This is a genomic window from Neorhizobium galegae (assembly GCF_017877055.1).
GTDB classification, from domain to species: Bacteria; Pseudomonadota; Alphaproteobacteria; order Rhizobiales; family Rhizobiaceae; genus Neorhizobium; species Neorhizobium galegae_D.
This window is the reverse complement of record NZ_JAGIPG010000002.1, coordinates 397887-415830: the sequence shown is the minus strand read 5'-3', so window position 1 is coordinate 415830 and position 17944 is coordinate 397887. Positions and strand designations below refer to the sequence as shown.

Sequence of the window (17944 nt, the reverse complement as noted above, 5' to 3'; positions counted from 1 at the left end):
ATGAGGATCGCAATAGGGCTACGCTGTGACAGGCCCTTAACAGTTTCATGTCAGAAATGTTACATTGCACACCTATGCAATAATTTCACATCAGCGTCAGAAAGCGTTCGCAAAATGCCGCGGCAGACGGCCTGGAAGCACCGCGATCACGTCGTAACGCTGGGATAATCTTGCAGCATCCTTCCGCTTTGAAAGCCAGATATCGCTTGCGGCTCGAATTCGGTTCTGAGTGGCGTAGCCGACGGCGTCGATCGCCTCCTGTTCACCGATCCGCGCCTTGACCTCGACAAAGGCCACCAGATCGCCTTTGCGGACGATCAGATCGATCTCCCCTAGCTTGGTGCGGTAGCGGATGGCCAGAACTCGATAGCCTTTGACCAGGAGATAAAGCGCGGCGAGATATTCCGAGACATGACCCCATCGCTGGGCCTTTTGCCGCTCGGCTTTGCGGCGTTTCAGACCTGGGTCACTCTCCGCCACCCGCCTCGCCTTTCAAGTTCAGAAGCCGCTGATAGAGATCCTTGCGCGGCAGTCCCGTCACGCGGGCGGCTTCGGCGGCTGCCTTGGCGGCCGGCATGGAGGCTGAAAGCCGGCGCAGCAGGACGTCCACCTCGACCTCGCCGGGAGGCTCCCCTGCCTCCGGCGGCGCCAGGAGCAGCACGATCTCGCCCTTCACGACGCGGTCGTCATTGTAGTAGGCGGCGAGTTCTTCCAGGGTGCCACGGCGGAACTCTTCGAAAGTCTTGGTCAGTTCGCGGCAGACTGTCGCGCGCCGGTTCGCCCCGAGCACTTCGGCGGCGGCGCCAAGCGTCGCTCCGATGCGATGCGGCGATTCAAAGAAGATCAGCGTCGCCGGCACCTTTGAAAGCTCGGCCAGCCGGTCGCGCCGGCCCTTGTCCTTGACCGGCAGGAAACCGGCGAACAGGAACGCATCCGACGGCATGCCAGAACCGACAAGGGCTGCGAGCGGCGCCGAGGCGCCAGGGATCGGCACGACCTTGTGGCCGGCTTCGATCGCCATCTGGCCAAGCCGGTAGCCGGGATCCGAGACCAAGGGAGTGCCGGCGTCGGAGACCAGCGCCACGGACTTCCCCTCTTCCAGTGCCGCGATGAGCTTCGGCCCCACGTCGTCGGAATTGTGCTCGTGATAGGCGTAGGGCCGGTTGACGATGCCGTAACGGTCGAGAAGCACGCGGGTGACGCGGGTATCCTCGCAGGCCAGCACATCGGCGCCGGAAAGCGTTTCGAGCGCCCGTAGCGTGATGTCCCCGAGATTGCCGATCGGGGTTGCGACCAGATAAAGCGCCGGCTCCAGCGGCCGCGCGGGCACGAAAGTATTGGCGACGCGATAGCCGCGCTGGCTGCTTTTCGGTTCATCGGTCAAGGGGCGTCACGCACAGATGGATGGTCATGAGCCTTTATGGGCAAGCTGGCCGGCTTCGGCAAGTAAAGCGCAAGCTGTTGAGAACGCATATTTTCTGTGTGCAGTGCATGAGACAGATGTGAAATGACTTGCTAACGCCTTGTTCACCCCTTGCTTTTGGAACGGGTTGTCTGCCATTTTGCCGGTCCACATCATCCGGCTGGCCCAAAGCCGGCAGAATATCAGGGGTCCGGCCCTGCCGGATCGCCACGGTCGAAAGCGATTGCGTCCATGCGTATTACTCTTGAGCGGTCCAACCTTCTGAAGTCGCTGAACCACGTGCATCGCGTGGTGGAGCGTCGGAACACGATCCCGATCCTTTCCAACGTGCTGATGCGGGCCTCCGGCGCCAGCCTCGACCTGAAGGCGACCGACCTCGATCTCGAAATCACCGAGGTCCTGCCGGCCATGGTCGAGACTGCCGGGGCCACGACGGTTCCGGCGCACCTGCTTTACGAAATCGTCCGCAAGCTGCCGGACGGTTCCGAGGTGCTGCTCGCCACCAACCCGGACGGCGGCTCGATGACGGTGCAATCCGGCCGTTCGAAGTTCTCGCTGCAGTGCCTGCCGGAATCGGACTTCCCGGATCTCACCGCCGGCAGCTTCACGCATACGTTCAAGCTGAAGGCGACCGATCTGAAAATGCTGATCGACCGCACCCAGTTCGCGATCTCCACCGAGGAGACCCGCTATTACCTGAACGGCATCTTCTTCCACACGATCGAAGCCGATGGGGACCTCAAGCTTCGCGCGGTCGCGACCGACGGCCATCGCCTGGCGCGCGCCGATGTGCAGGCGCCGTCGGGCTCGGAGGGAATGCCGGGCATCATCATTCCCCGCAAGACGGTCGGCGAGCTTCAGAAACTGGTCGACGATCCGGAAGCGACCGTTACGATCGAGGTTTCAGACGCCAAGATCCGCATCACGCTCGGCTCGGTGGTGATGACCTCCAAGCTGATCGACGGGACTTTCCCGGATTACCAGCGCGTCATCCCGACGGGCAACGACAAGGAAATGCGCGTCGATTGCCAGAGCTTTACAAGGGCCGTCGACCGCGTCTCGACCATTTCATCCGAGCGCGGCCGCGCGGTCAAACTGTCGCTGACCGACGGCCAGTTGATGCTGACCGTCAATAATCCGGATTCGGGCAGCGCCACGGAAGAGGTTGCGGTCGGTTACGACAATGATCCGATGGAAATCGGCTTCAACGCCAAGTACCTGCTCGACATCACCGCCCAGCTTTCCGGCGAGGATGCGATCTTCATGCTGGCCGATGCCGGTTCTCCGACATTGGTGCGCGACACGGCGGGTGACGACGCGCTCTATGTCTTGATGCCGATGCGCGTCTAGGTCATCGAGGCGGCTGGGAAACTCCAGCCGCCTTTTTCACGCAGTTTTCCCGATGCGACATTTTTCCTTGCTTTTGCGGCATAAGGGTTCACATAGGGCAAAAAAGGGAGAGGATAAAAAAATGGAATTGCGCCTGAAGGAGCGGCTCGGCCGCAAGTTCGACGACGAGATCCGGTTCTTCAAAGGCTGGATCGATGGACCGAAACGGGTCGGCGCGATCTGCCCAACCTCCTCGGTCACCGCCAAGCGCATGGCGAGCGTCATCGACACCCAATCGGGCCTGCCCGTCCTCGAACTCGGACCCGGCACCGGCATCATCACCAAGGCGATCCTGAAGCACGGCATCTCGCCGGAGAACCTGGTGTCGATCGAATATTCGACCGATTTCTTCCAGCATCTCGTCCGCACCTACCAGGGCGTGAACTTCATCAACGGCGATGCCTTCGATCTCAAGCGCACGCTTGGCGCCTGGAAAGACAGGACCTTCGACAGCATTATTTCGGCCATCCCGCTTCTGAGCTTCCCGATGGAGCGCCGTATCGCGCTGCTCGAAGACCTGCTCGACCGAATCCCGGCCGGCCGGCCGGTGATGCAGATCACCTACGGCCCCGTTTCGCCGATCATCGCCCAGCCCGACCGCTACCGGATCAAGCACTACGATTTCGTCGTCCGCAATATTCCGCCCGCGCAGCTCTGGACCTACAGCCGCGGCTGATCATGACGTTCGGTCTCTACATCACCCATCCGCAGGTCCGTATCGATCCGGACGTTCCGGTGCCTCGTTGGGGGCTTTCGGATGTCGGCGCCGCGCGCGCCCGCCAGGCCGCCCGGTCCGACTGGGCGAGGAAGCTCGGCCGGATCGTCTCCAGCGACGAGGTGAAGGCGATCGAGACTGCGGAAATCCTCGGCCTCGCCTCGGGCATTTCGATCGAGATCGCCGAGAACACCCACGAGAACGACCGCTCGGCGACAGGCTTTCTGCCGCCGCCACAGTTCGAGGACGCGGCGAACTGGTTCTTCGCCCATCCTGAGGAGAGCTTCAAAGGCTGGGAGCGCGCCGTGGACGCGCAGAGCCGTATCGTTTCGGCGGTCGCCGGAATTCTCGCCGGTCACGATCCGCACGTCCCGATCGCCTTCGTCGGCCATGGCGGTGTTGGAACGCTGTTGAAATGCCACCTTACCGGCTCACCGATCGCCCGCGACCGGGACCAGCCGGGTGGCGGCGGAAATCTCTTCTGCTTTACCCTTGCGGATCGAACTGTCTCATGCGACTGGACGCCCATCGAAAAATGGGAAGGGTTCCAGGCATGAACGCTCGTGATCGCCTCATCGTAGGCCTCGACATTCCGACCGTCGGCGAGGCCGAAAAGATGATCTCCACGCTCGGCGACACCGTTTCCTTCTACAAGATCGGCTACCAGCTCGTATTCGCCGGTGGCCTCGAACTTGCACGCGATCTCGCAAAGGATGGCAAAAAAGTCTTCCTCGACATGAAGCTGCTCGACATCGACAACACGGTCGCGAAGGGCGTCGAGAACATCGTCAAGATGGGCATGACCATGCTCACCCTGCACGCCTATCCGAAGGCGATGCGCGCCGCGGTCGAGGCAGCCAGGGGTTCAGACCTCTGCCTGCTCGCGGTCACCGTCCTGACCTCGATGGACGAGACGGACCTCGTCGATGCCGGTTACGAATACGATCCGCATACGCTGGTTCTGCGACGCTCCGAACAGGCGCTGGCGGCCGGCATGGGCGGCATCGTCTGCTCGGCCGAGGAATCGGCTGCGGTGCGCAAGATCGTCGGTCCCGACATGGCGATCGTCACGCCCGGCATCCGCCCCGCGGGCTCGGAAGCGGGCGACCAGAAGCGGGTCATGACGCCTTCGGACGCATTGCGTGCCGGATCGAGCCATCTCGTCGTCGGCCGCCCGATCGTCAAGGCGCCGGATCCGAAGGCTGCAGCGCAAGCCATCCTCGCCGAGATGCAGGGCGTGCTCTGATAGCGAGCCGTAGCCGGAGACGATTCCTCCCGATCGCGGTCTGGGATGAGTTCCTGTGGGCTGCAGGATAGGTAAGCGAAGCCCGTCATCTTGACTCACCCTGGAATTTGCCTGAAGTCACCGCAACCGAAAACACGTTGGAGGAAATGCCATGGCCAAGGGATATTGGGTTGCTCGCGTCGATGTCCGCGACCCTGAACGCTACAAGGACTATATCGCGGCCGCCACGCCCGCCTTCGAAAAATACGGCGCCAATTTCCTCGCCCGCGGCGGCGCAATGGCGGCGATGGAGGGCAAGTCCCGCGCCCGCAACGTCATCATCGAATTCCCGTCGATGCAGGCCGCCATCGACTGCTACAATTCGCCGGAATATGCGATCGCCATCAAAATCCGCCAGGAAGTGGCGGATGGCGAAATCGTCGTCCTCGACGGCCTTTAAGAACCGCTTGTCGCGGCCGGTGCGGCAGTGGAGACACTTCCACCCGTGCCGCGATTCGGCTAAACAGCACTCATCTCGTCCCACAGGCTCCCGGAGCACGCCATGACCATCAACAACCTTCCGCCGCTCGTCACCGTTTTCGGAGGATCGGGCTTCGTCGGCAGGCATGTGGTTCGTACGCTCGCCAAGCGCGGTTATCGCGTCCGGGTTGCCGTCCGCCGTCCGGATCTCGCCGGCTTCCTGCTGCCGGCCGGCTACGTCGGGCAGATCTCGCTGATCCAGGCGAACCTTCGCTACCGCCAGTCGGTTCTGCGGGCCGTAGACGGCGCTTCGCATGTGGTCAACTGCGTCGGCATCATGTTCGAAAGCGGCCGCAACACGTTCGACGCGGTTCAGGATTTCGGGGCTCGTGCGGTTGCCGATGCGGCACGTGCGGCCGGTGCCAGGCTCACCCATATTTCGGCGATCGGCGCCGATGCCAATTCGGAATCGTCCTATGCCCGCAGCAAGGGCCGTGCCGAGGCGACGATCCTTTCGACGCTGCCGGATGCCGTGATCCTGCGGCCGTCGATCATGTTCGGGCCGGAAGACAGCTTCTTCAACAAGTTCGCCTCCATGGCCCGCATGTTCCCTGCCCTGCCGCTGATCGGCGGCGGCAAGACGAAGTTCCAGCCGGTCTATGTGGAGGATGTCGCCGAAGCCGTCGCCCGCTCCGTCGACGGCACGATCGCTTCCGGCAAGATCTATGAGCTCGGCGGCGGCGAAGTCATGACCTTCCGCCAGTGTCTCGAGACGATGCTGCGCGTCACCAATCGCAGCAATGCGCTCGTCTCGCTGCCTTTCGGCATCGCGTCGCTGATCGGCAGCATCGCGTCCCTGATCCCCTTCGTCCAGCCGCCGATCACCGGTGACCAGGTGAAGCTGCTGAAGGTCGATAATGTCGTCTCCGACGCGGCCACCGCGGAAGGCCGCACGTTGCAGGGGATGGACATCCGCCCGACGCTCGTCTCTTCTATCCTGCCATCTTACCTTGTGCAGTACCGCCCGCAGGGCCAGTACACCGGCTCCGGCCGCGCGGCCTGATATCATTAACCATATCCAGCGATTTGTTTCGCTTCGATATTCGTGTCGTGCCCGCTGAAAAATCGGGCACCCCTTTGTTGTCGCTCATGTTTCGGGCAAGGATAGTGGCACAAAGGTCGCAGTGGCTGAAGCAGTCGCGTTAACGGCCGGTTCAGCAAAATCCTTTATTGAATTCCTCTAATCCAACCCATAAATCCACCTTCACAAAACAAGCGGCGCAACCGTGACGATAAAATCTTCCATCGAAAGGCATTCCTCCATGGGCAAACCCATCGCCCTCTTTTTTGCGTGCGCAGCATTGATCATCCTCGCGGGCTCCTTCATGGCCCCGACGACGGGCGCCGCCGGCAAGAGCGAATGCGCGCCTGCATACGGCGTCGATCCGTGCAGCACGGCATCCATCCATCATTGAGCAGCCGACAACGCAAAAAAGGCAGCTTTTCAGCTGCCTTTTTGCTTCGTGACGAATAAGGCGATCCTCACTTCACCAGTGCGGGACGCAGGGCAGTGTCGGCGGGCGCTCCAGTGCTTGAGACCACGGCATTCTGCTCACCGTGCTGCGGGACGGATCCCAGCGCGATCAGGCCGAGCAGCAAAAATCCGAGAATGATTCTGTAGATCGCGAAGACGGTGAAGCGGTTGCTGCGGATATAGGTCAGCAGCCATTTCACGGCGACGAAGGCGACGATCGTCGATACGACGAAGGCAACGCCGAGAGAAGTCCAGTCCTCGTCCGCGGCGCTGCCGTCCTTGAGCGTCTTCAACAGCTCATAGCCGCTGGCCGCATACATGGTCGGGATACCCACGAGGAAGGCGAACTCCGTGGCCGCAGCCCGGCTTCCCGTGCCGGCCAACATGGCGATGAAGATCGTGGCACCCGAACGCGAGGTGCCGGGGAAGACGCCCGCGACGACCTGCGCGATGCCGACCAGGATCGCCACGAGCCAGGTTATCTGGGTGGAAGCCGGCCTGCGTGCGGCCGCCCATTCCGCAAAGATCATCCAGATGCCGCCAATGATCAGCGCCCACGCAATCGGCGCCGCGTCTTCCGGAAGCGCGAATCCAAGCTTCTTCACGATCAGGCCGAGAACTGCCGTGATCAGGAAGGCGACGATCAGCTTGGCAGCATAGTCGCGATTCGCCGGCTCCCGCCAACCGAGCAACAGGTCGAGCAGACGGCGCCAGTAGATGATGGTCACCGCGATGATAGCGCCGGCCTGGATGACGATATTGAACGTATCAGACCGGCGGCCGAGCCATTGCTCTGCGATGATGAGATGGCCAGTGCTGGAGATCGGCAAAAACTCGGTAATACCCTCGATCACACCGAGGATGAGCGCACTGATGATGGACTGATCCGCCATTCTTAATCCTTTATTGAGCAGATAAGGGCAGTTTTAAGCAGTTTATAAGCCCTTGCTTGTCTTGGGCCTACCAAATCCATATAGCTGCCATATGTCAGGCGGGCGCGCGAGGCGCCCCTGCCCCTCCTATACGAAGTTCGTGAAGTTCAAGTATCCATGCCCACGCTCTATCATCATTCCATGTCTTCGGCCTCTCGGTTCGTCCGGCTGATTCTCGCCGAATACGGCTTTCAGGCGGATCTGGTCGAGGAGCAGCCATGGGAAAAGCGGCGGGAATTCCTGACGCTCAATCCTGCCGGCACGCTCCCGGTCTATGTCGATGACAGCATGAGAGTGCTTTGTGGCCCTTCCGTGCTCCTGGAATTCCTCGATGAAACCCATGGCGTGCTGAAGCGCGACCGCCGGCTTTTGGCCGAAGACCCGTGGCAGCGCGCCGAAATCCGGCGGCTGACGGAATGGTTCCTGCAGAAGATGGAACAGGATGTCACCCGGCCGCTGACCCGGGAGCGGGTCTTCAAGCTGCAGATGACGACTGCTCAAGGCGGCGGCGCGCCGGACTCGAAGGTGCTGCGCACATCCCGTGCCAATATCCGCCAGCATATGAAATATCTCTCCTGGCTCGCCGGCTCGCGGCCCTGGCTCGCCGGTGACCGGCTGAGCTATGCCGACCTTGCCGCCGCCGCTTCGATTTCGATCCTCGACTATCTTGGAGAAATCGACTGGTCGGAGACGCCGGTCGCCAAGGACTGGTATCAGCGGCTGAAATCCCGCCCCTCCTTCCGGCCGATGCTTGCCGAGCGCATCCGCGGCCTCACCCCGGTATCCCATTATGCGGACCTTGATTTCTGACGCGACTTCGCGGGAGGAAGGAAAGGCGCTCCGGCGGCGGGAGAAGCTGACTGCCTTCGTCCGCGAGGAAGCGGCGGCCCAGGGCTTTGATCTTTGCCGAATCACAGGCCCTGACAGCATTCCGCAGGCCCCGGAGCGGCTGGAGATTTTTCTGGCCGACGGGCACCACGGCAGCATGGACTGGATGGCGGAAACGAGGCTGCGCCGCGCCGATCCGAAGGTGCTATGGGATCAGGTACGTTCGATCGTCATGTTCGGACTGAACTACGGGCCGGAGGAAGACCCGCGCGGCATTCTCGACAAGCCGGACAAGGCGGCGATCTCGGTCTATGCGCGCAACCGCGATTATCATGACATCATCAAGGGCCGGTTGAAGGAGATCGCCACGCGCTTTGCGGCGCGCGCCGGCGAGGACGTGAAGGTCTTTGTCGATACCGCACCGGTGATGGAAAAGCCGCTCGCGGCGGCAGCCGGGCTCGGCTGGCAGGGCAAGCACACCAATCTCGTCAGCCGCACGCACGGCTCCTGGCTTTTCCTCGGCAGCCTGTTCACCACGGCGGACCTTATCGTCGACGAGGCTGAAACAGACCATTGCGGCTCCTGCCGGGCCTGTCTCGACGCCTGTCCGACGGCTGCGTTTCCGGCGCCCTATCGGCTCGATGCCCGCCGCTGCATCTCCTATTTGACGATCGAACACAAAGGCCCGATCGATCCGGAATTCCGGCCATTGATCGGCAACCGCATCTATGGCTGCGACGATTGTCTTGCGGCCTGTCCCTGGAACAAGTTTGCCGCCAGCGCGTCGGAAATGAAGCTGCAGGCGCGCGAGGATTTGAAGGAACCGTCGATCGCGTATTTGCTGACCTTGGACGATGCGGCTTTTCGGACCTTCTTCAGCGGCTCGCCGGTCAAACGCATCGGCCGTGACCGGTTCATCCGCAACGTGCTGATCGCTGCCGGCAATTCCGGTGACGCTGAGTTCATCGGCCAATGTCTCGAACTTGCGGGCGACCCCTCGCCCGTGGTGCGCGGCATGGCTATATGGGCTCTGAAACGGCTGATGGCGGAGGACGACTTTGCGCGGTTTGCCGAGGTACACGGCGCGGAAGACGATCCGGAAGTACGGGAAGAATGGCGATTGGCGGGAGCGGCCTGATGAATGTGATGATCTTCGGATGCGGCTATTCGGGCCAGGCGATCGCCGAGGCCTTCAAATCCGAAGGTCATCGGGTCTCCGGCACCGTCAGAACGGCCCACAAGGCGCTGGAGCTTGCGGCCCGTGACATCAAGGCCTTCGTGTTCGACGGCAGCCCGTTCAGCAACGAACTGCTGACAGAGCTTCGGGAGACGACGCACCTGGTGCAGTCGATCCCGCCCGGCACCGAGCGCGACCCGCTGCTCAAGCTCGTCTCGGGGCAGCTGCGCGCGCTTTGCCCGAACCTCGAATGGATCGGCTATCTGTCAACGGTCGGCGTCTACGGCGATCACGGCGGCGGGTGGGTCACCGAAGAGACGCCGGGCAGTCCGATCCAGGGCCGGTCGATCGAACGGGTCGATACGGAAGAGGCCTGGACCGCCGTGGGGCGGGCCGCGGGCCTGCCCGTGGCGAGCCTTCGCCTCTCCGGCATCTACGGGCCTGGCCGCAACGCGTTCGTCAACCTGGCGCGCGGCACGGCACGGCGCATTATAAAGAGAGACCAGGTCTTCAACCGGATTCGCGTCGAAGACATCGGCGGCGCGGCGCTCTTCCTCGCGAAAGGCAATCTCGGCGGTATATATAATGTCACGGACGACGAGCCCGGTCCGCCGCAGGATGTCATCCTCGAAGCGGCACGGCTGATGGGCGTCGAGCCGCCGCCGGAACAGGATTTCGAGACTGCCGACATGACGCCGATGGCGCGCTCCTTCTATGGCGCCAACAAGCGCGTTTCGAACGCCAAGATCCGTGCCGCGGGCTTCGAATTCCGTTTCCCGAACTACCGGATGTCGCTTGCCGAATTGTGGTCCTCAGACCGCTGGCGCGGATGAAAGTCTCATTTTGAAACGGGTGAAATTTCCATCCTGATCGGATGAGCTAGTTATTATTTCTTAATACTTACGGCTGAGCGTCACAAAATTTGCCCAAATGAGGCAATAATCCTCGCATCGCAACAAATTTTTTTCTGTGGTTTTCGTGATCGCAGACTCCCTACGAGTCACCCTGAAACGAAATTATGCTTTCCGACTGTTTTTAAAGCTTTTCTTCCGCAGAAGCTTAGCTGGCTTCTTAAAAAGATCGACGGCAATCTAATCACAAATGTTACAGTCTGTAACGTTCCGTGATCGAAAGTCTCACTTTTTTGCCACTTTTCGCCCCGCTTAGCCGTTTTGCACGCAACGTGCAGGGACAAAACGAACGGGGACGACCGACTTGACAACAATTCGACGCTCGACTTTCGCCGCGGCCTCCATTGCTGCTTTTGCAACTCTCGGCGCCGCGCAGGCCAATGCTGCGCCCGGATGCGGTCACGCATCCTGGTATGCCCTCGGATCCAAGACGGCATCCGGGGAACGAATGAACCCTTCTCTCATGACCGCGGCCCATCGGACGCTGCCGTTCGGCACCAAGGTGATGGTGACGAACAAGCGCAACGGCAGAAGCGTCGTCGTGCGCATCAACGACCGCGGGCCATTCATCCGCGGCCGGGTGATCGACGTCTCCAAGGCCGCCGCCAAGAACATCGGCATGATCAGCTCCGGCACCGCCCAGGTCTGTTACCAGATCGTCGATGCCAGCGATCAGAAGGTCGCGGGCAAGGGCCTGAAAGCGATCGACGGCTAAGGCTGTTCAAGGAGACAGCTAAGCCGGCCTCTTGCCCTAGCGCGCATTCGCGGTTACGACCCGTGCCATACGGGTGCAACCGACACGGAGTGTGACATGCGATTGGGCGGACGAATTGCCGGGGCCATAGAGGTGCTGGCCGACATCGAAACGCGCAAGCGCCCTGTCGCCGACGCCCTCAAGGACTGGGGCCTCGCCCATCGTTTCGCCGGTTCCGGCGATCGTGCCGCAATCGGCAACATCGTCTACGACGCGTTGCGCATGCGTCTGTCGCATGCCTGGCTCATGGACGACGAAAGTCCGGCGGCCCTCGCCTATGCGGTCCTGATCCGGCAATGGGGCCTGACGACCGAGGCACTCCAGGCCGAGTTCACCGACGACCGTTTCGCGCCGCCGGCCCTGACCGAGGCGAACCTCTCGTCGCTCGCCTCCCGCAATCTCGAAGATGCGCCCCTGCATGTGCAGGGCGACATACCCGACTGGATCCAGCCGTCCTTCGAAGCCAATTTCGGCGAGGACTGGCTCGTCGAGGCCAAGGCCTTGGCCGGCCGCCCGACCCTCGATCTGCGCGCCAACACGCTGAAGGCGTCTCGCGAGAAGGTCGTCAAGGCGTTGGAACGCTCGAACGCAAAGGCTTCGCGCATCGCCCGCAACGGCATCCGGATTGCCGCCGGCGAAGGAGCGTCCCGTCTGCCGAACGTCACCGCCGAGCTTTCGTTCCAGAAAGGCTGGTTCGAAGTTCAGGACGAAGGCTCGCAGATCGTCGCCGAGCTTGTGCAGCCGGGCGAACACGACCAGGTTCTCGATTACTGTGCCGGTGGCGGCGGCAAGACGCTCGCCATGGCGGCCGCGATGCACAACAAGGGCCAGATCCACGCCTATGACGCCGACCGCAAGCGGCTCGCACCGATCATCGAGCGGCTGCGGCGCGCCGGCACCCGCAATGTGCAGGTGCATGACGATGCGCGCCAGCTGAACGGCCTGAAGGGCAAGCTCGATGCGGTCCTGGTCGACGCCCCCTGCACCGGCACCGGCACCTGGCGCCGCCGCCCGGACACCAAGTGGCGGCTCACGCCTAAAAACCTCGACGAGCGCATTGCGCAGCAGCAGGAGGCGCTTTCGGAAGCCGCCGTCTTCGTGAAGCCGGGCGGCGCACTTCTTTATGTCACCTGCTCCATCCTGCCGGAGGAGAACGATGCCCAGGTTTCTCGTTTCTGCGCCGAAAACCCGGAATTTTCGATCGCGCCGGCTGCAGCGCGCTGGGATGAGATTTTCGGGAAGGATGCACCGCGGCCACGCTCGAAAGATGCACTGACGGTGACGTTGACGCCGGCAAGTACCGATACAGACGGATTCTTTTTCTGCCGTATGCAACGCAAAGCGTGAATGCCGCGGGGCGAGGTTAAAGCCGAGGTATACTTTCAAATTATTCTAAACTAGATAATTTGACACCAGTTTCCAATTGCGCGATGTACCCTTTGACGGCCGGGGAGAGATCCGGGCTGTGAAGGAGAGGGACATGATCCGCAAGACCGTTCTCGGCGCCGCCCTGGCGCTTTTCGCCGCCTCCGCGGCGTTCGTCGTGACAGAGGCTGAGGCCGCCGCCACATCCGCCGCCGTGCTCAAGCATTATGCCGACATGGCGCATGCGAAATACGAAGATTCACTGACGACCGCGCAGGCGCTCGACAAGGCCGTCAACGCGCTGATCGCCAAGCCCAGCGAAGAGACGCTGAAGGCTGCCAAGGACGCCTGGCTCGCCGCCCGCGTTCCCTACCAGCAGACCGAAGTCTATCGTTTCGGCAACCCGATCGTCGACGATTGGGAAGGCAAGGTGAATGCCTGGCCGCTCGATGAGGGCCTGATCGACTATGTCGATGCCTCCTATGGCACCGAGAGCGACGAGAACGCGCTCTATACCGCGAACGTGATTGCCAACCCGAAGATCAAGGTCAACGGCAAGACACTCAACCTTTCGAAGTTCGATGCCAAGACGCTGCGCAGTCTCAACGAGGCCGGCGAAATCGAGGCGAACGTCGCGACCGGCTACCACGTCATCGAATTCCTGCTCTGGGGCCAGGACCTGAACGGCACCGGACCGGGCGCCGGCAAGCGCTCCTATACCGACTATGACAAGGCCAATTGCACCAACGGCCATTGTGACCGCCGCGCCGAATACCTGAAGGCCGCGTCCGCCCTGCTGGTCTCCGACCTCAAGGACATGGTCACCGCCTGGGGGCCGAAAGGCAAGGCAACCAGGAATGTCGAGGCCAATTCCAAGAAGGGCCTGACCGCCATCCTGACCGGCATGGGTTCGCTCTCCTATGGTGAGCTTGCCGGCGAGCGCATGAAGCTCGGCCTTTTGCTGCACGATCCGGAAGAAGAGCACGATTGCTTCTCCGACAACACCTACAACTCGCATCTCAACGACGCGATCGGCATCAAGTCGGCCTATACGGGCGAATATATCCGCGTCGACGGCACCAAGATGACGGGACCCTCGCTCTCGGAACTGGTTGCCGCGACCGACAAGGCGCTCGACACCGAAATGCTCGGCAAGCTCGACGCGACGCTCGCCGCCATGAACGCCATGGCCGACCGCGCGAAGAAGGTCGAGGCCTACGACCAGATGATCGGCGAAGGCAATAAAGAGGGTAATGCGGTCGTCCAGAAGGCGATCGACGGCCTGATCGACCAGAGCAAGAGCGTCGAGCGCGTCATTGCGTCGCTGAAGCTTGGCAAAGTAGAGCTTGAAGGTTCCGACAGCCTCGATAATCCTGACGCCGTCTTCAAATAAGCAATGAAAAGGCGGGCCGCGGCTGACCTTCAGCCTGCGGCCCGATGCCCCTATGAGAACGCCCAAGTCTTTCGTCTTCCTGTTGCCGATCCTTTCGGGCGCTTTCCTGCTCACGCCGCTGATCGCGACCGGTGGCGACGCGCTTTTCCCGACCATCCGCACGGATCTCAATCCGAAGGATCAGAAACGCGTCGAGAGCGTCACGCGCCCGGCGACCGATTTCTCCAAACCCGAGCAATTCGAGACCATGTCCGGCGGCGGCGCGACCAGCCGCGCCGATGTCAATGGCGACGCCTTCTCGCATTTCTCCGCCAACCTCACCTTCGAGGAAGAAGGGACGTTCAAGCTCGGCAATGCGCTGTTCACGAAGCTGTGGGTCTCGGCGCCCTCCTCGACGCAGGCCTCCGACGGGCTCGGCCCGCTCTTCAACGCCCGCGCCTGTCAGAGCTGCCACCTGAAGGACGGCCGCGGCCATCCTCCGGAAGGCGGTGCCGACGCGACTTCCATGTTCTTCCGGCTCGCCCGTCCGGCGCGCACCGACGAGGAGCGCGAAGCGGTCGCCGATTACAGGAAGCTCAATTTCCCCGACGCGATCTATGGCGAGCAGCTGCAGGACCTCGCCGTGTCCGGCCTCGCCTCCGAAGGCCGGATGCAGATTTCCTACGAGGAAATCCCGGTCAAGCTCGGCGACGGCGAAGTGGTCAATCTGCGCAAGCCGACCTATTCGGTCGCCGACCTCGGTTACGGCGCGATGGAAGGCGACGTGACGTTGTCGCCACGGATCGCGCCGCCGATGATCGGCATGGGCCTGATCCAGGCGATCCACGATGCCGACATTCTCGGCTTGGCCGACCCGGATGACAAGGACGGCGACGGGATTTCCGGCAAGCCGGCCATGGTGCGCGACCACAAGACCGGCGAACTGAAGCTCGGCCGCTTCGGCTTCAAGGCGCAGAATGCCTCGGTCCGCGACCAGAGCTCGTCCGCCTTTGCCGGTGACCTCGGCATCTCCACTCCCGACAATCCGTTCGACCACGGCGACTGCACCAAGGCGGAGGCTGCATGCCTCGCCATGCCGACCGGCGTGCAACAGCGGCTCGGGCCGGTCGAGGCGCCCGACCCAGTTCTGCCGCTCGTCACCTTCTATTCCGAAAACCTCGCCGTGCCGGCCCGTCGCGACATCGGCGACAAGACGGTGCTGAAGGGCAAGGAACTCTTCTACCAGGCCGGCTGCACCGCCTGCCACACGCCAAAATTCGTAACGAGCCGGAATGCCGGCAATAAGGCGCATGCCTTCCAGCTCATCTGGCCCTATTCCGATTTCCTGCTGCACGACATGGGCGAAGGCCTTGCCGATGGCCAGGCGGTAGGTGTCGCGAGCGGCAGCGAATGGCGCACCCAACCGCTCTGGGGCATCGGGCTTACCGAAACCGTCAACGCCCATACGTTCTTCCTGCATGACGGCCGCGCGCGAAACCTGACCGAGGCCGTTCTCTGGCATGGCGGCGAGGCGCAGAAAGCCCGCGACGCCTTTGCCGCGCTCTCCAAACAGGACCGTGCCGCCCTGCTCAGATTTCTGGAGTCACTTTGATGCGCAAAATCCTCCTTGCCGGACTCGTCTCGCTGCTCCCCGTCGCGGCTCTCGCGCAGGAGGGCGATGCGGCTCCTTCCGTGGATCTGCCGATGGCCGATGTTACCAGGGTGATGGCGGCGGCGGTCGACGGGTTCATCCGGCCGGGTTACGACGCCTTCCACGAATCCGCGGGCAGGATGACGGCGGCGATGAAGGCCCTCTGCGAGGCGCCTTCCAGGACGAATTATGATGCCGCAAAAAACGCCTTCCGCGATGCGGCCGTGAGCTGGGCGCATATCGAGGTGGTGCGCGTCGGTCCGGTGATCGAGCATAACCGTTTTGAGCGCATCCTGTTTTACCCGGACCGCAAGAGCACGGGGCTGAAGCAGGTACAGTCCGTCCTGTCGAAGGCGGATGAAACCGCAACCGATCCCCTTTCGCTCGGCACCAAGAGCGTCGCCATGCAGGGTTTTGGCGCACTCGAATATGTCCTCGCGGGCAGCGGCTCGGACGAACTCCTCAGGGGGAAGCAGAGTTTCCGCTGCCGCTACGGCGCGGCTGTCGCCGGCAATATCGCCAATGTCGCCAAGGAACTTTCCGACATCTGGGATGACCCGAACGGCATCCAGAAAGCCTGGGAACAACCCGGACCGGACAATCCGAATTTCCGCACCGGCGGCGAGGCGATCACGGCGCTGCTCGGCATTCTCGTTCACGGCGCCGAAGCCGTGCGCGACCAGCGGATCGAGACCTTCTACAAGGGGGCCGATAAAGCGAAATTCCCGAAACAGGCTCTATTCTGGCGCTCGGAAAATACATGGGCCACGGTGAAGGGCAATCTCGAAGGCCTTGCGATCCTGCTTGAGAAATCCGGCATGGTCTCACTTCTTCAAGAAAAGGACCGGCCGATCGTTGCTGCTACCCAGGCGCAGCTGAAGTCGATGATCGAGCTTTCGGGGAAGATCACCCCCGATCTCGAAAAGGCGGTCGAGAATGCCGCCGAACGCAAGAAGCTCGATACGCTCCTGGCCGACGGAAAGGGCGTGATTTCCAAATTGAACGACGGCTACGGCGGCGCCATCGGCCTTAGTTCCGGCTTTTCCTTTGCGGATGGCGACTAGGCCATGTGGCACGGCGAAGCCATCGACCGGCGTGGTTTCCTGAAGGCGGCGGGGATCGCCTTCACTGCCGCTCTTGCACCGCGCTCCCTGATGGCTTTCGAACGAGCCGATGCGGTCTACGCTTCGGGTTTCAAGGCGCCGGACGGCTCCTTCGGTGTCGCCACCGTTTCGGAACGTGGCGAAATCATCGACCGAGTTGCGCTTCCAGCCCGCGCCCACGGTCTGGCCTATAGTGCCGCCACGGGCCGCACCGTCGCCTTCGCCCGCCGCCCGGGCACGTTTGCCATGGTGTTCGACCCGTCGCGGTTGGCCGAACCGGTGATCATCACCTCGCCGGAAGGCCGGCATTTCTACGGACATGGGCATTTCTCGCCGGATGGAACGCGGCTCTATGCCAGCGAAAACGATTTCGACGGCAATCGCGGCATGATCGGCGTCTATGACGCGCGAGACAAATTCCGCCGCATCGGCGAGTTCGACGCGCACGGCATCGGCACCCATGACATGACCGTTTCCGACGACGGCAAGCTTCTCGTCATCGCCAATGGCGGCATCGAGACACATCCGGATTTCGGCCGCACCAAGCTGAATATCGACCGCATGGAACCATCGCTGGTGCTGCTCGACGCGAAGACCGGCGCCCTCATCCAGCGGCACCGCCTGCCCTCCTCGTTGAAACAACTCTCCACCCGTCATCTCGACATCACTGACAACGGCCGCATCTGGTTCGCCTGCCAGTGGGAAGGGGCACGCAACGCGTTGCCGCCGCTTGCCGGCTGGTTTTCCAAGGGCGAAGACCTGTCCTTCGTCTCGCTGCCGCGGGAAACCACCGTCCGGCTTGGTAACTATGTCGGCGCCATTGCCGTCAACCGCCGCGACGGCGTCGTCGGCCTCACCTCCCCGGGCGGCGGGGCCGTGGTCACGCTCGACGCCGAGACGGGCGCGGTGGTGAAGGAAGAGACCGTCCGCGAGGCAGCCGGCGTCGCGCCCGCAACCCACGGCATTGCGGTCTCGTCCTATGACGGGCAGTTCAACGACACCCGTAGTGCGGTCGCCTGGGATCAGCATATCGTCCGGCTGGGTTGACCTTTTCCCGCTGCCGAAGCGCCCTAGTTGGGGGTCGC

General features: G+C 62.3%; 18 protein-coding genes and 1 pseudogene. 16 read left to right on the top strand and 3 right to left on the bottom strand.

Annotated elements, in window-relative coordinates; genetic code table 11:
- Positions 1-96 precede the first annotated feature (96 nt).
- Both J2857_RS12345 and rsmI read right to left on the bottom strand, forming a co-directional pair.
- Positions 97-480 (bottom strand): YraN family protein, encoded by a 384-nt coding sequence (locus tag J2857_RS12345; protein WP_210010469.1) that lies wholly within the window; start codon positions 478-480, stop codon positions 97-99.
- The gene (gene rsmI, locus J2857_RS12340; RefSeq protein WP_210010468.1) at positions 467-1384 is read right to left on the bottom strand and encodes a 16S rRNA (cytidine(1402)-2'-O)-methyltransferase; all 918 of its coding nucleotides are present in this window, start codon (positions 1382-1384) and stop codon (positions 467-469) included. The genes J2857_RS12345 and rsmI overlap by 14 nt, the downstream gene beginning before the upstream one ends.
- A 270-nt stretch (positions 1385-1654) precedes the next feature.
- Here rsmI and dnaN point away from each other — a divergent pair, with 270 nt between their 5' ends.
- From dnaN to J2857_RS12305, 7 genes are all read left to right on the top strand, one after another.
- Positions 1655-2773, top strand: coding sequence for a DNA polymerase III subunit beta (dnaN, locus tag J2857_RS12335; RefSeq protein ID WP_210010467.1), 1119 nt, complete (start codon positions 1655-1657; stop codon positions 2771-2773).
- Between the two features lie 121 nt (positions 2774-2894).
- On the top strand, positions 2895-3488 hold the full coding sequence (gene pmtA / locus J2857_RS12330; protein ID WP_210010466.1) for a phospholipid N-methyltransferase PmtA: 594 nt from the start codon (positions 2895-2897) through the stop codon (positions 3486-3488).
- Between the two features lie 2 nt (positions 3489-3490).
- Positions 3491-4084, top strand: coding sequence for a histidine phosphatase family protein (locus tag J2857_RS12325; protein WP_210010465.1), 594 nt, complete (start codon positions 3491-3493; stop codon positions 4082-4084).
- On the top strand, positions 4081-4773 hold the full coding sequence (gene pyrF, locus J2857_RS12320) for an orotidine-5'-phosphate decarboxylase (RefSeq protein WP_210010464.1): 693 nt from the start codon (positions 4081-4083) through the stop codon (positions 4771-4773). The genes J2857_RS12325 and pyrF overlap by 4 nt, the downstream gene beginning before the upstream one ends.
- Before the next feature lie 151 nt (positions 4774-4924).
- Positions 4925-5212 carry a DUF1330 domain-containing protein gene (locus J2857_RS12315; RefSeq protein ID WP_037079589.1) on the top strand — a complete coding sequence of 96 codons (288 nt, stop codon included), beginning with the start codon at positions 4925-4927 and terminating at the stop codon, positions 5210-5212.
- Positions 5213-5314: 102 nt separating this feature from the next.
- Positions 5315-6295, top strand: a complete 981-nt coding sequence (locus J2857_RS12310; RefSeq protein ID WP_210010463.1) for a complex I NDUFA9 subunit family protein — start codon at positions 5315-5317, stop codon at positions 6293-6295.
- A gap of 259 nt (positions 6296-6554) precedes the next feature.
- The gene (locus J2857_RS12305; RefSeq protein ID WP_210010462.1) at positions 6555-6707 is read left to right on the top strand and encodes a hypothetical protein; all 153 of its coding nucleotides are present in this window, start codon (positions 6555-6557) and stop codon (positions 6705-6707) included.
- Positions 6708-6858: 151 nt separating this feature from the next.
- On the opposite strand, the pseudogene J2857_RS12300 reads toward J2857_RS12305, so the two are convergent.
- Positions 6859-7659, bottom strand: a pseudogene (locus J2857_RS12300) (undecaprenyl-diphosphate phosphatase); the annotation flags it as partial.
- Positions 7660-7815: 156 nt separating this feature from the next.
- Here J2857_RS12300 and J2857_RS12295 point away from each other — a divergent pair.
- From J2857_RS12295 to J2857_RS12255, 9 genes are all read left to right on the top strand, one after another.
- Positions 7816-8508: a glutathione S-transferase family protein gene (locus J2857_RS12295; protein WP_113125496.1), complete on the top strand. Its 693-nt coding sequence runs from the start codon at positions 7816-7818 to the stop codon at positions 8506-8508.
- Complete coding sequence (queG, locus tag J2857_RS12290; RefSeq protein WP_210010460.1) at positions 8489-9664, top strand: tRNA epoxyqueuosine(34) reductase QueG; 1176 nt, start codon at positions 8489-8491, stop codon at positions 9662-9664. The genes J2857_RS12295 and queG overlap by 20 nt, the downstream gene beginning before the upstream one ends.
- The gene (locus J2857_RS12285) at positions 9664-10536 is read left to right on the top strand and encodes an SDR family oxidoreductase (protein WP_210010459.1); all 873 of its coding nucleotides are present in this window, start codon (positions 9664-9666) and stop codon (positions 10534-10536) included. Before queG ends, J2857_RS12285 begins: the two co-directional genes overlap by 1 nt.
- Positions 10537-10918: 382 nt before the next feature.
- On the top strand, positions 10919-11329 hold the full coding sequence (locus tag J2857_RS12280; protein WP_210010458.1) for a septal ring lytic transglycosylase RlpA family protein: 411 nt from the start codon (positions 10919-10921) through the stop codon (positions 11327-11329).
- Between the two features lie 96 nt (positions 11330-11425).
- Positions 11426-12715 carry an RsmB/NOP family class I SAM-dependent RNA methyltransferase gene (locus tag J2857_RS12275; protein WP_210010457.1) on the top strand — a complete coding sequence of 430 codons (1290 nt, stop codon included), beginning with the start codon at positions 11426-11428 and terminating at the stop codon, positions 12713-12715.
- 133 nt (positions 12716-12848) lie between these two features.
- Positions 12849-14126, top strand: a complete 1278-nt coding sequence (locus tag J2857_RS12270; RefSeq protein ID WP_210010456.1) for an imelysin family protein — start codon at positions 12849-12851, stop codon at positions 14124-14126.
- A gap of 52 nt (positions 14127-14178) precedes the next feature.
- Complete coding sequence (locus J2857_RS12265) at positions 14179-15717, top strand: di-heme oxidoredictase family protein (protein WP_210010455.1); 1539 nt, start codon at positions 14179-14181, stop codon at positions 15715-15717.
- A complete protein-coding gene (locus tag J2857_RS12260) occupies positions 15717-16820 on the top strand; it encodes an imelysin family protein (RefSeq protein ID WP_210010454.1) in 1104 nt (367 codons plus the stop codon). The genes J2857_RS12265 and J2857_RS12260 overlap by 1 nt, the downstream gene beginning before the upstream one ends.
- 3 nt (positions 16821-16823) lie before the next feature.
- Entirely contained in the window at positions 16824-17906 is a 1083-nt protein-coding gene (locus tag J2857_RS12255) for a DUF1513 domain-containing protein (RefSeq protein ID WP_210010453.1), read from the top strand.
- Positions 17907-17944 lie beyond the last annotated feature (38 nt).

Coding starts and splice junctions, on each gene's coding strand:
- dnaN (WP_210010467.1), top strand. CDS start 1,655: ATGCGTATTACTCTTGAGCGGTCCAACCTTCTGAAGTCGCTGAACCAC.
- pmtA (WP_210010466.1), top strand. CDS start 2,895: ATGGAATTGCGCCTGAAGGAGCGGCTCGGCCGCAAGTTCGACGACGAG.
- J2857_RS12325 (WP_210010465.1), top strand. CDS start 3,491: ATGACGTTCGGTCTCTACATCACCCATCCGCAGGTCCGTATCGATCCG.
- pyrF (WP_210010464.1), top strand. CDS start 4,081: ATGAACGCTCGTGATCGCCTCATCGTAGGCCTCGACATTCCGACCGTC.
- J2857_RS12315 (WP_037079589.1), top strand. CDS start 4,925: ATGGCCAAGGGATATTGGGTTGCTCGCGTCGATGTCCGCGACCCTGAA.
- J2857_RS12310 (WP_210010463.1), top strand. CDS start 5,315: ATGACCATCAACAACCTTCCGCCGCTCGTCACCGTTTTCGGAGGATCG.
- J2857_RS12305 (WP_210010462.1), top strand. CDS start 6,555: ATGGGCAAACCCATCGCCCTCTTTTTTGCGTGCGCAGCATTGATCATC.
- J2857_RS12295 (WP_113125496.1), top strand. CDS start 7,816: ATGCCCACGCTCTATCATCATTCCATGTCTTCGGCCTCTCGGTTCGTC.
- queG (WP_210010460.1), top strand. CDS start 8,489: ATGCGGACCTTGATTTCTGACGCGACTTCGCGGGAGGAAGGAAAGGCG.
- J2857_RS12285 (WP_210010459.1), top strand. CDS start 9,664: ATGAATGTGATGATCTTCGGATGCGGCTATTCGGGCCAGGCGATCGCC.
- J2857_RS12275 (WP_210010457.1), top strand. CDS start 11,426: ATGCGATTGGGCGGACGAATTGCCGGGGCCATAGAGGTGCTGGCCGAC.
- J2857_RS12270 (WP_210010456.1), top strand. CDS start 12,849: ATGATCCGCAAGACCGTTCTCGGCGCCGCCCTGGCGCTTTTCGCCGCC.
- J2857_RS12265 (WP_210010455.1), top strand. CDS start 14,179: ATGAGAACGCCCAAGTCTTTCGTCTTCCTGTTGCCGATCCTTTCGGGC.
- J2857_RS12260 (WP_210010454.1), top strand. CDS start 15,717: ATGCGCAAAATCCTCCTTGCCGGACTCGTCTCGCTGCTCCCCGTCGCG.
- J2857_RS12255 (WP_210010453.1), top strand. CDS start 16,824: ATGTGGCACGGCGAAGCCATCGACCGGCGTGGTTTCCTGAAGGCGGCG.